This window comes from Paracoccus sp. PAMC 22219 (assembly GCF_000787695.1).
In the GTDB taxonomy this organism is placed as follows: Bacteria; Pseudomonadota; Alphaproteobacteria; order Rhodobacterales; family Rhodobacteraceae; genus Paracoccus.
On record NZ_BBPH01000118.1, the window covers coordinates 1 to 11,612 of the forward strand.

Genomic DNA, 11,612 nt, shown 5'->3' on the forward strand with positions numbered 1-11,612 from the left:
GGCGATAGCGCTTCAACAGCCTGAAAACCTGCCGACGTGTCAGATCCAGCACGTTCGCCGCGCTGCCGACAGACAGCCGACCATCATCGACCTGCGCCAAAACCTCCACGCGGTTCAACTCGCGCTCGCTCATCATCACCCATCCCATGTCCGCTCATCCTCATGTTCTGTCGAGGGCAGAGTGACATTCCTGAATTGCTCATGGGCGACATTTTAGCTTTGCGGCTACACGGCTATATCGGTGATAATCTGAATTATGTAACATATCGACCTGCGCAGCCGTGCATTCCACTTTTTCATCACTTGTCCGCGTGCCCCGCATCTTCCAATGTCCGGGCAAAATTACCGGAGGATGTGATGGCCGTCTCACCACCAGTCTGTGATTTCGACGCTCCTTGGCACGACTTCGCGCTGCCGGATACCGACGGGCAATTGCTGACGCTTTCGCAGGTTGCCGGGCCGCGTGGCACGCTGGTGATGTTCATCTGCAACCATTGCCCCTATGTCCGGTCGATACTGGACCGGATCGTGCGGGATGCTCATGCGCTGATGGATCAGGGTGTCGGCGTCGTGGCGATTTCGGCCAACGATGCGCAGGCCTATCCCGAGGATGGACCCGACCGCATGATAGACTTGGCGTTGCAGAACGGGTTTCGCTTTCCCTATCTGTATGACGCGGATCAGGCCGTGGCGCGGGCATATGGGGCGGAATGCACGCCGGACTTCTTCGGCTATTCCGCTGACGGCCGGCTGCAATATCGCGGCCGCCTGGACGCATCGGCCCGCACGGCGGCCGAACCGGATGCGCGGCGCGACCTGTATCTTGCCATGGTGCAGATCGCCGAAACCGGGCAAGGTCCGCGCGACCAGGTGGCATCGATGGGATGCTCGATCAAATGGAAGGCCGCATGACCATGGACAGACCCTGCCCGATCGTATTCGACCTGGACGGCACCTTGATCGACAGCGCGCCCGACATCCATGCCTGCGTGAACGCGGTGCTGCGGCAGTACCAGATCGCGCCGCTGCCCTTGGCGCGCGTGCGCAGCTTCATCGGCGGCGGGGTCGAGCTGCTGTGGACGCGCATCATCGCCGCCTGCGGGATCGAGCCTGTGCACAGGCCTGCGCTGATCGCGGCGTTCATGGCGCGGTATCACGACGCGACCGCCCTGACGCGGATGTTTCCCGGCGTGATCGAGGCCGTGGGCCAACTGGCCGATGCTGGCCATCCGCTTGGCATCTGCACGAACAAGCCGATGGGACCGACGCGCAGCGTCCTGCAGCATTTCGGGCTGGACCGGCTGTTCCCGGTCGTCGTCGGCGGCGACAGCCTGCCGCAGCGCAAGCCCGACCCTGCGCCGCTGCGCCTGGCGCTGCAGATGCTGGGCGTCGAGGGGAATGCGCCCCGCGCCTGTATGTAGGCGACAGCGAGTTCGACGCGAACTGCGCGGCGGCGGTGCCGGTGCCGTTCCTGATCTATTCGGGCGGCTATCGCATGACCCCGATCGCCGATCTGCCGCATCACGCAGCCTTTGACCGGTTCGAGGATCTGAACGGACTGGTGGATCAGGCGATGGCGCTTTAGGCCTCCGGCTTGACAAGGGGTGGCGAAAGACGCCACTTCGGGGCGGACCCGTGCACGAAAGGCCCCATGATGGATTTGCGCCAAATCAATCCCGACCTTGCCGTTTCTCCGCAGATCCTGCCCGAAGATGTCCCTGCATTGGCCGAGGCAGGCTTCAAGGTGCTGATCAACAACCGCCCCGACGATGAGGTCGGCGCCGATATCGATCATGACGCGATGGCCCGCGCGGCGGCCGATGCCGGAATGCGCTATCACTATCTGCCATTTCATCCCGGCCAGATCACGCCCCAGCTGATCGCCGATTTCGGGGCGGCGACGATGGGTCAGGGGCCCGTCATCGCCTATTGCCGGTCGGGAAACCGGTCCACCGTGTTGTGGGCGCTGAACCAGGCTGGTCGCATGCCCGAGGACGAGATCCTGAGCACCGCCGACGCCGCCGGCTACGACCTCAGCGGCGTGCGGCCGCTGATCGCGTCTTTGGCCAGCCGCAAGGGATAGAGCGGGCAGGGCAAGGCCCCCTGCCCCGCCGTCTTACGCTGGCACGCCAAATGAACGCTTGACATTTGCGGTCCAGCCCAAACCCGATTGATCTTCGGTGCGAATCGCCGGGCGTTTCATCACGCTCGGCTTGTCGCCCATCATGGCAACCGGATCGGCGGCGCGCTCGTCTTCGGACATGCCGCGCCAGGTCAGGCTGGCGCGGTTGATGATCTTGTCACCGAACTGGGCGACCAGCGCCGCACGTTCGTCAGGGGACAGCGGCTCTTTCTGGACATCGCGGAACTGCACCGTCCATCCGTGGTCCTGCAGGTCGGCCTGCGCCTTCTGGCAGGTCGAACAATGGGCAAGGCCGTACATCGTCAGGGTCTTGGACATGGAAACCTCGTCAGATCAGGGGAACGAAGGGCACGCCGCAGGCGGTCAGGGTCAGGGTGGCCAGCAGGGCGAGGGTCAGGCGCATGGGTCGTGGTCCTTCATGGGGTCAGGCCCGATGTATCGCGCCCCGTACGCAGTGCCACAAGTCACAAATCGTCGCTGCCGGGGTCGTGGAATTGCGCACGCACGCGGCGCATCGCCCACCACACGCCCAGCACCGTCAGCGGCGTCAGCACCGCGACGACCAGCGTCTTGTCCAGCCCCGCGCGCCCCGCAAGCGGCGCCAGCGCATAGCCCAGCAGCCCGACCGCGTAATAGCTGATCGCCACGACCGACAGCCCCTCGACGGTGTGCTGCAGGCGCAGCTGCATGTCGGCGCGGCGGTCCATGCGGTGCATGATCTTCTGGTTCTGGGCGCTGCGCTCAACATCGACACGCGTGCGCAACAGTTCCGCGGCGCGGGCGGTGCGTTCCAGCATCGTGGCCAGCCGCCGTTCCGCCGATTTCGCAGTCCGCATGGCGGGCTGATACCGCCTGCGCATGAATTCGGTCAGCATCTGGCGGTCCAGAAACCGCGTCTCGCGCAGCGCGGCGATGCGGTCATGCACAATCGCCTCATAGGCGCTTGTGGCGCCGAAGCGGAAGGAATGCAGCACCGCCTGTGCCTCCAGCTCGGTCGAGACCGCCAGCAGATCGTGCAGCAGCTGTTCGGCGGGCTGGGCATCATCGGTCATCGATTCCAGGATCGCGGTCAGGCGCGGCTCCAGTTCATTCAGGCGGTTGCCAAGGCCACGTGCGCGACCAAGGCCCAGCATCGACATGGCGCGATAGGTCTCCAGCTCGACCAGGCGGTGCACCAGGCGACCGACGCGGCCCTCGGACGTGCCGGGTCGCACAAAGATCGCGAACCGCATCCAACCATCCGCGTCGATGCGGAAATCGCCCGCGACCATCGCGGTCTCGTCCAGAACCCAGATCGCGGCCAGGCTGTCGCGCGCGAACCAGCCGTCGATGCGGGCCAGCGCCTCGGCCGGGTCGTCGGGCAGCAGATCGACCTGGATCATCACCGCCGCGACGCGCTTGCCCGGCGCGGCGTGCTGCCAGGCATCGGGAAAGATCGCCGCCGCCGACGGGTCGAACGGCCGGATCGGCAGGCCCGGCGTCATCGCCATGTAGGTCACGAATTCGGTGTGACTTTCCCACTTCAATTCGTGCCGGCCAAGCTGTCCCTGATAGTGGCTGTCTTCGGGATCGGGGCGTGGGCCGCCATGGCGGCTGACCAGTTCGCCCAGATGCGCCAGATCATGCCCCCGGTCGCGGTTCGCGGCGTCGCGCGGTTCCTTGAACGCCACGAAGACCGCGGTCGCGGGCGCTATGATCCGCGGCGAGGGCCGGGCGTGCAGCTCGTTGACCAGCGCATAGCGCAGGGGATGTTCGGTGGCCAGGTTCATTTGCGGCTCCTCAAGGGGGGCCAAGGCCCCTGCCCCAGTTCAAGACCACCGCGACGCGCGGCACAAGGCGGAACGCCCGCCGGCTGTGAACCGGCGGGCGTCCGTGGCGCGATTGCGCCGGTTCAGTCGATCATCGGCAGCAGCTTGTTGATGCTGTCCTTGGCATCGCCATAGAACATCCGGGTGTTCTCCTTGAAGAACAGCGGGTTCTCGATGCCGCTATAACCGGTGCCCTGACCACGCTTGGACACGAACACCTGCTTGGCGCGCCACACCTCCAGCACCGGCATGCCGGCGATGGGGCTGTTCGGATCGTCCTGCGCCGCGGGGTTCACGATGTCATTGGACCCGATGATGATGACGACGTCGGTCGAGGGGAAATCCTCGTTGATCTCGTCCATCTCCAGCACGATGTCATAGGGCACCTTGGCCTCTGCCAGCAGCACGTTCATGTGGCCGGGCAGACGCCCCGCGACCGGGTGGATCGCGAAACGCACCGTCTTGCCCGCCGTGCGCAGCTTGCGCGTCAGTTCGCTGACGGCACCCTGTGCCTGCGCCACCGCCATGCCGTAACCCGGCACGATGACCACGCTGTCCGCCTCGTTCAGCGCGGACGCCACGCCGTCCGCATCGATGGCGATCTGTTCGCCCTCGATCGCGGCCGCGGGGCCGGTTCTCCGCCGAACCGCCCAGGATCACGCTGACGAAATTCCGGTTCATGGCCTTGCACATGATATAGGACAGGATCGCGCCCGACGATCCGACCAGCGCGCCCGTCACGATCAGCAGATCGTTCGACAGGGTGAAACCGATCATCGCCGCCGCCCAACCGGAATAGCTGTTCAGCATCGACACCACGACCGGCATGTCGGCACCGCCGATGCCCATGATCAGGTGATAACCGATGAAGAACGCCAGCAGCGTCACCAGGATCAGCCAAAACACCGCCGGACCGACGCCGGTGAAATACAGCACGCCGATCAGCAGCGACAGCGCCAGCGCGCCTGCGTTCAGCATGTGACCGCCCGGCAGCTTCTTGGGCTTTCCGTCGACGCGGCCCGCCAGCTTGCCAAAGGCCACGACCGACCCGGTGAAGGTCACGGCACCGATGAAGATGCCCAGGAAGACCTCGATCTTCAGCATGGCGATCTCGGGGCCGGTCTTGTGCGCCAGCAGGGCGGCAAAGCCGGTCAGTTCGGCCTCGAACCCCTCGGCGCGCAGGCGCAGGACGCGCGACAGCTCGATCTGGGCGTTGAAGCCGACAAAGACCGCGGCCAGGCCGACCAGCGAATGCATCGCGGCGACCAGCTGGGGCATTTCCGTCATCTGGACGCGCTTGGCGACCAGCCAGCCGCCGGTACCGCCGATGGCGATCATGATCAGCGACAGCAGCCAGTTGCCCGCGCCCGGCCCGAACAGCGTCGCCACGACCGCAAGCCCCATGCCGACGATGCCGTACCAGATCGCGCGCTTGGCGCTTTCCTGTCCCGACAGCCCGCCAAGCGACAGGATGAACAGGACCGAGGCGACCACATAGGCCGCAGTGGTGAATCCGTATTCCATTGTCCCGACCCCTTACGACTTCTGGAACATGGCAAGCATGCGCCGGGTGACCATGAAGCCACCAAAGATGTTCACCGATGCCATCAGCACGGCCAGCGCGCCGAGGATCACGACCCAGGCCGATCCCGACCCGATCTGCATCAGCGCGCCCAGGATGATGATCGAGCTGATCGCGTTGGTGATGGCCATCAGCGGCGTGTGCAGCGAATGGGCCACGTTCCAGATCACCCGGAAGCCCACGAAACAGGCCAGCACAAAGACGATGAAATGCGACATGAAGCTGGCAGGTGCCACCAGCCCGATCAGCATGATGACTAGACCGCCGCCGACCAGCAGCTTGATCTGGCTGGCGGTGTCGGCCTTGAAGGCCGCGGCCTCGGCGGCGCGACGTTGCTCGGGGGTCAGGTCCTTCTTCTTTTCCTTGGGCTTCTGCGCCGCGATGGCGGCCACCTTGGGCGGCGGGGGCGGCCAGGTTACGTCGTGATCGTGCACGACGGTCGCGCCCCGGATCACGTCATCCTCCATGTTGTGGACGATAACGCCATCCTTCTTGGGGGTCAGGTCGGCCACGAAATGACGGATGTTGTTGCCGTACAGCTCGGACGCCTGCGCACCCATGCGTGATGGGAAATCGGTATAGCCGACGATGACGACGCCGTTGTCGGTCACGATGCGCTCGTCCGGTACGGTCAGATCGCAGTTGCCGCCCTTCTCCGCCGCCAGGTCGATGATGACGCTGCCCTGCTTCATCATGGCCACCATGTCGGCGGTCCACAGCTTGGGCGCGTCCCGGCCGGGGATCAGCGCCGTGGTGATGACGATGTCCATCTGCGGCGCCAGTTCGCGGAACCGCGCCAGCTGCTTTTCGCGGAATTCGGGGCTGGAGGGCGCAGCATAGCCGCCGGTGGCGGCCCCGTCCTGCGCGGGTGCGTCGAACTCCAGATAGACGAACTCGGCGCCCATCGATTCGATCTGTTCGGCCACTTCCGGACGCACGTCAAAGGCATAGACCTGTGCGCCAAGGCTGACCGACGTGCCGATGGCCGCCAGACCCGCGACCCCTGCCCCCACGACCAGCACCTTGGCCGGCGGAACCTTGCCCGCCGCCGTAACCTGTCCGGTGAAGAAGCGGCCAAAGTTGTTCGCAGCCTCGATCACGGACCGATAGCCCGCGATATTGGCCATGGAAGACAGCGCGTCCATCTTTTGCGCGCGGCTGATGCGGGGCACCATGTCCATCGCGATGGCGGTGACGCCCTGATCCTTGGCCTGCGCCAGCAGTTCGGCGTTCTGCGCCGGATAGAAGAACGAGATCAGCGTCTGCCCCGCCCGCATCTGGCCCATCTCGGCCGTCGTGGGCTGGCGCACCTTGGCCAGCACGTCGACCGCGCTCACCAGCTCTGCCGAAGTCGGGCTGACGGTCACGCCCGCCTTGCGATAGTCGTCGTCAGAAAAGCCCGCACGTGCCCCGGCGCCGCTTTCCACGAACACGTCATGTCCCAGCTTGCCCAGATGCGCGGCGGTGGATGGCGTGATCGCCACCCGCGCCTCGCCCTCGAAGCTTTCCCTCGTTGCGCCAATCTTCATGGCCTTGATGCCCCCCGGTCTGGTGATCTTGTGTCGCAGACGTCATAGCATCGCGAAATAATGTTTCACAAGTCTGCGCTGTCGCGACCGCCTCGGAAAGACCAGCCTTGACGCGCGGGAACAACCGGTCGCCATGACATGAAAACGGCCCGGATGCGGGTGCATCCGGGCCGTCATCGCGGTCAGATCTGGTGGATCAGTTGGCCGGAGCCGGCGTCGTGGTTGCCGGTGCAGTCGTGGCGGGCGCGGTGGTGGTCGGCGCCGGGGTGGTCACGGGCTCTTCGACGCTGACGGCATCGTCCACGGCATCGGCTGCGCTGCTGGCGGCGTCGGCTGCGGCATCAGCGGCGTTCGATGCGGCCTCGCCTGCGCCTTCCGTGGCGTTCTCGATCGCGGCGCCAGCGGCGTCCGCGGCGTTGCCAGCGGCGTCGACCGCGCTCTCGGCAGCGGCGCCAGCGGCGTCCGTTGCGTCTTCTGCCGCGTCGGCGGCACCGGCAGCGGCGTCATCGGCGGCCTCGGAGGCGCTGTCAGCAGCGGCTTCGGCTTCAGCAGCGGCGTTATCGGCGGCTGCTTCGGCTTCCGATGCGGCGGCGTCGACTTCGGGCTCTCAACGACGGCGGGGGCCGTGGTCGTCTCGGGGGCAGGCTCGGTCGTCGTCACGGAGGTGGTATCACCTTCGACGACGGTCGTGTCGTCGGCCATGAACCGCTGCAGCACGAAATACGCCAGCGCCAGTGCCAGAAGGACACCGATGATCAGCGGAAGGGCAGACGACTTGCGCTCCACCGGCTCGACATAGGTTTCCTTGGGGGTGGTGGCGGGTTTCACGCGGTTCGGATCGTTGGGATCATAGCTCATGCAGGTCTCCGATTCAGACTGTATTTTGACCGGGTTAGGTCGCAAAGCTGTGGCCCTTGACCGCTCGGCTGTCAACCGCCAACGCCCGATGCCACGCCTTGCGAGCCGGCGTTCAGCCGATTAACACAAAGCAAAGGCCGGGGTTCCGCTTGCGGCCGCATTTTTACGAAAGGCCGCTGCCCATGTCCGCCGATAAACCGCAGCCTGTCCAGCACCTTGCCGATTACCGTCCCTGGCCGTTCACCCTGTCGCAGACGCGTCTGGACGTCACGCTGGCCCCCCGCGACACCATCGTCCTGACCGAGCTGGACCTGGAACCGTCGGACCAGCCCGTCGATCTGGTTCTGGACGGCGGCGCGGGCCTGCGGCTGCAATCGCTGACCATCGACGGCCAGCCCGTCGACCCCGACCACGTCCTGCGCGACGACGAGACGCTGACCATCCGCGCCGCCGCCCTGCCCCGCCTGCCCTTCACGCTGGCGACCGACGTGCGCATTGACCCGCAGGACAACACGGCATTCGAAGGGCTGTACCTGTCGGGCGGCATCTTCTGCACCCAGTGCGAGGCCGAGGGGTTCCGCCACATCACCTTCTATCCCGACCGCCCGGACGTGATGACCACCTTTCGCGTGACGCTGCGCAGCGACCTGCCCGTGCTGCTTTCGAACGGCAACCCGGTGCACGCCCAGGACGGCGTCGCCGAGTGGAACGACCCTTGGCCCAAGCCCGCCTATCTGTTCGCGCTGGTCGCGGGCGATCTGGTGGCGGTCAGCGACCGCTTCACCACCCGGTCGGGACGCGCGGTCGATCTGAACGTGTGGGTCCGCCCCGGCGATCAGGACCGCGCGGGCTTTGCGATGGAGAGCCTGATCAAGTCGATGCGGTGGGATGAGGACGTCTATGGCCGCGAATACGATCTGGACGTGTTCAACATCGTCGCTGTCGACGATTTCAACATGGGCGCCATGGAAAACAAGGGGTTGAACATCTTCAACTCGAAACTGGTGCTGGCCTCGCCCGACACCGCGACCGATGGCGACTATGAGCGGATCGAGGCGGTGATCGCACACGAATATTTCCACAACTGGACCGGCAACCGCATCACCTGCCGCGACTGGTTTCAGCTGTGCCTCAAGGAGGGGCTGACGGTCTTTCGCGACCAGCAGTTCACCAGCGACCTGCGTTCGGCGGCCGTCAAGCGGATCGAGGACGTGCAGACCCTGCGCGCCCGCCAGTTCCGCGAGGATCAGGGCCCGCTGGCGCATCCCCCGCGCCCCGACCGGTACGAGGAGATCAACAACTTCTATACCGCGACGGTCTATGAAAAGGGCGCCGAAGTCATCGGCATGCTGAAACGCCTGGTCGGCGACGAGGGCTATGCCCGCGCGCTGGACCTGTATTTCGATCGCCATGACGGCGACGCCGCCACCATCGAGGATTGGCTGAAGGTCTTCGAGGATGCCACGGGCCGCGACCTGGCCCAGTTCAAGCGCTGGTATACCGATGCCGGCACGCCGGTCCTGAGCATGCAGGAAACCTGGCAGGACGGCACCCTGACGCTGGATTTCGCGCAATCCACCCCGCCGACGCCGGGTCAGCCGGACAAGCCCGCCCGCGTGATCCCCATCGCCGTGGGTCTGATCGGCCCGAACGGCGACGAGGTCGCGCCCACCACCGTGCTGGAAATGACCGCGGATCGGCAAAGCTTTGCATTCGAGGGTCTGGGCGCGCGTCCCGTCGCTTCGGTCCTGCGCGGCTTTTCCGCCCCGGTGATGCTGCAGCGGCAGATGGACGATGCGACGCGGGCGTTTCTGCTGGCCCATGACACCGACCCCTTTGCCCGGTGGGAGGCGGGGCGCGAACTGGCGCTGTCTGCGGTGACGCAACTGGCGCGCGGACAGGATGCCGGGGACGACTATATCGCGGCGATCGGCGCGCTGGCGGGCGACGCGGAGGCAGATCCGGCCTTCCGCGCGCTGTGCCTGAACCTGCCCGGCGAGGAGGAGATCGCCACCCGCCTGACCGCCACCGGCACTACGCCTGACCCTGACGCGATCCATCAGGCGCGCGCCGGGCTGGCCCGCCGCATCGCGCTGGCGCATCAGGACATGCTGTCGGATCTGTATGACACGATGACCGTGCCGGGCGCCTATTCGCCCGATGCGGATGCGGCGGCGCGCCGGTCGCTGCGCATCGCGGCGCTTGGGCTACTGGGCCGCATCGACGGCGGCGACCGGGCCGAGGTGCTGTTCGGCGTCGCGGGCAACATGACCGAACGCATGGCCGCGCTGGCCGTGCTGCTGCGCCTTGGCCGCGGCGACAGTGCGCTGCGGATGCTGCACGAGGAGTTCGCCGACAACCGGCTGGTCATGGACAAGTGGTTCGGCATCCAGGTCATGGCGGCGCCCCCGTCAGATGCTGTGGCCATCGCCGAACGTCTGGCCGCGCGCCCCGATTTCGACTGGAAGAACCCCAACCGCTTTCGCGCGCTGCTGGGTGGTCTGGCGGCGAACCACGCGGGCTTTCACGCGCCCGACGGATCGGGATACGCCTTTACGGCGGATTGGCTGATCCGCATGGACGCGGCCAACCCGCAGATCGCCGCGCGCATGTCCACCGCGTTCGAGACATGGCCCCGCTATGACGCCGCGCGCCGCGGTCACGCGCGCAATGCATTGGAACGGATCGCATCTCTCGCGGGTTTGAGCCGCAATACACGCGAGATGGTCTCGCGCATGATCGCTGCGGGACGCTGAGGGGAACGCGATGGGCAAGCATGAGGAGGCTCGTGCCGAGATGCAGGCGCGCCTGGATCCGCTGATCGCGGAACGGGCGCCGTGGCTGTTTTCGGGCCGTCCGCGCGACCGCGTTGCGCGTTGGGCGATGATGCATCTTCTGCGCTATCCGCGCACCGTCGATCTGGGCGCCGAATTCCGCGACCTGCCCCCGACAGAGATCTTTCGCCGGATGAGCGACCTGATCGTCCGCGACCTGCAGGTCGAAGGGCTGGAGCATATTCCCGCATCGGGGCCCGCTCTGATCGTGGCCAACCACCCGACCGGCATTGCGGATGGCATCTTTCTGAACGCGGTGATCTCGCAGCTGCGCGACGACGTGTTCATCTATGCCAACCATGACATGATCCGCGTGCTGCCACAGATGATCGACATGATCGCGCCCGTCGAATGGCGGGTGGAAAAGCGCAGTCATGCCAAAACCCGTGCGACGATGGATTATACCCGCGACGCGATCGCCGCAGGCCGCATCGGGCTGATCTTTCCGTCGGGCCGCTTGGCAAAGCGCACCGGGCTGACGCTGAACGAGCGTCCGTGGATGGCCAGTGCCGCGATGATCGCGCGCAAGTTCGACCTGCCGGTGATCCCGCTGCGCATCCGGGCGCGTAATTCGGCGCTGTTCTATCTGTTTGACAAGATCCACCCGACCCTGCGCGACGTGACCCTGTTCAACGAGGTGCTGAACAAGACCAGCCATCCTTATCGGGTGACGATCGGTGCACCGATCCTGCCGGCGGATCTGCCGCGCAGCAGCGACGAGGCGATCCTGGCGCTGCGGGAGGCGGTGCTGTCGCTGCCGTCACCCGGAACCGGCGCGATCCGCCTGACCCGCGACCGTGGCGTCGCCCGCCTGACCGGAGCGCGTCGCCCCGTCGGCGGCTGATTGCGTCCCGCGAC

Annotated in this window: 11 protein-coding genes and 1 pseudogene; 6 read left to right on the forward strand and 6 right to left on the reverse strand. The window is 66.0% G+C overall.

Annotated features, from left to right (window positions below; translation table 11 throughout):
• On the reverse strand, nt 1-148 hold a 148-nt coding region (locus TY51_RS22000), incomplete at its 3' end, for a helix-turn-helix domain-containing protein (protein ID WP_156118026.1).
• A 53-nt stretch (nt 149-201) separates the two neighbouring features.
• Between TY51_RS22000 and TY51_RS13250 the strand changes: the two genes are divergently transcribed.
• The 4 genes from TY51_RS13250 to TY51_RS13260 all read left to right on the forward strand — a co-directional run bounded on the left by TY51_RS13250 (nt 202) and on the right by TY51_RS13260 (nt 2,083).
• Complete coding sequence (locus tag TY51_RS13250) at nt 202-912, forward strand: thioredoxin family protein (protein WP_373960714.1); 711 nt, start codon at nt 202-204, stop codon at nt 910-912.
• Nucleotides 909-1,421 carry an HAD hydrolase-like protein gene (locus tag TY51_RS13255; protein ID WP_231559056.1) on the forward strand — a complete coding sequence of 171 codons (513 nt, stop codon included), beginning with the start codon at nt 909-911 and terminating at the stop codon, nt 1,419-1,421. Before TY51_RS13250 ends, TY51_RS13255 begins: the two co-directional genes overlap by 4 nt.
• Before the next feature lie 41 nt (nt 1,422-1,462).
• The gene (locus TY51_RS24070) at nt 1,463-1,585 is read left to right on the forward strand and encodes a hypothetical protein (protein ID WP_255351419.1); all 123 of its coding nucleotides are present in this window, start codon (nt 1,463-1,465) and stop codon (nt 1,583-1,585) included.
• 69 nt (nt 1,586-1,654) lie between these two features.
• Nucleotides 1,655-2,083 carry a TIGR01244 family sulfur transferase gene (locus TY51_RS13260; RefSeq protein ID WP_042250190.1) on the forward strand — a complete coding sequence of 143 codons (429 nt, stop codon included), beginning with the start codon at nt 1,655-1,657 and terminating at the stop codon, nt 2,081-2,083.
• 33 nt (nt 2,084-2,116) lie between these two features.
• Here TY51_RS13260 and TY51_RS13265 read toward each other — a convergent pair whose 3' ends face one another.
• The 5 genes and pseudogenes from TY51_RS13265 to TY51_RS22005 form a co-directional block, all read right to left on the reverse strand.
• The gene (locus tag TY51_RS13265) at nt 2,117-2,461 is read right to left on the reverse strand and encodes an arsenate reductase family protein (protein WP_231559057.1); all 345 of its coding nucleotides are present in this window, start codon (nt 2,459-2,461) and stop codon (nt 2,117-2,119) included.
• Between the two features lie 146 nt (nt 2,462-2,607).
• Nucleotides 2,608-3,912: a DUF3422 family protein gene (locus TY51_RS13270; protein ID WP_042250191.1), complete on the reverse strand. Its 1,305-nt coding sequence runs from the start codon at nt 3,910-3,912 to the stop codon at nt 2,608-2,610.
• Between the two features lie 122 nt (nt 3,913-4,034).
• Nucleotides 4,035-5,475, reverse strand: a pseudogene (locus tag TY51_RS13275) (NAD(P)(+) transhydrogenase (Re/Si-specific) subunit beta).
• Between the two features lie 12 nt (nt 5,476-5,487).
• Nucleotides 5,488-7,062 carry a Re/Si-specific NAD(P)(+) transhydrogenase subunit alpha gene (locus tag TY51_RS13280; RefSeq protein ID WP_042250192.1) on the reverse strand — a complete coding sequence of 525 codons (1,575 nt, stop codon included), beginning with the start codon at nt 7,060-7,062 and terminating at the stop codon, nt 5,488-5,490.
• A 270-nt stretch (nt 7,063-7,332) separates the two neighbouring features.
• On the reverse strand, nt 7,333-7,920 hold the full coding sequence (locus TY51_RS22005) for a hypothetical protein (protein WP_042250194.1): 588 nt from the start codon (nt 7,918-7,920) through the stop codon (nt 7,333-7,335).
• A gap of 182 nt (nt 7,921-8,102) precedes the next feature.
• On the opposite strand from TY51_RS22005, the gene pepN reads away from it, so the two are divergent.
• The gene (pepN, locus tag TY51_RS13290) at nt 8,103-10,676 is read left to right on the forward strand and encodes an aminopeptidase N (protein WP_052650183.1); all 2,574 of its coding nucleotides are present in this window, start codon (nt 8,103-8,105) and stop codon (nt 10,674-10,676) included.
• Nucleotides 10,677-10,686: 10 nt separating this feature from the next.
• A complete protein-coding gene (locus TY51_RS13295) occupies nt 10,687-11,598 on the forward strand; it encodes a 1-acyl-sn-glycerol-3-phosphate acyltransferase (protein WP_042250196.1) in 912 nt (303 codons plus the stop codon).
• Nucleotides 11,599-11,612: the final 14 nt, after the last annotated feature.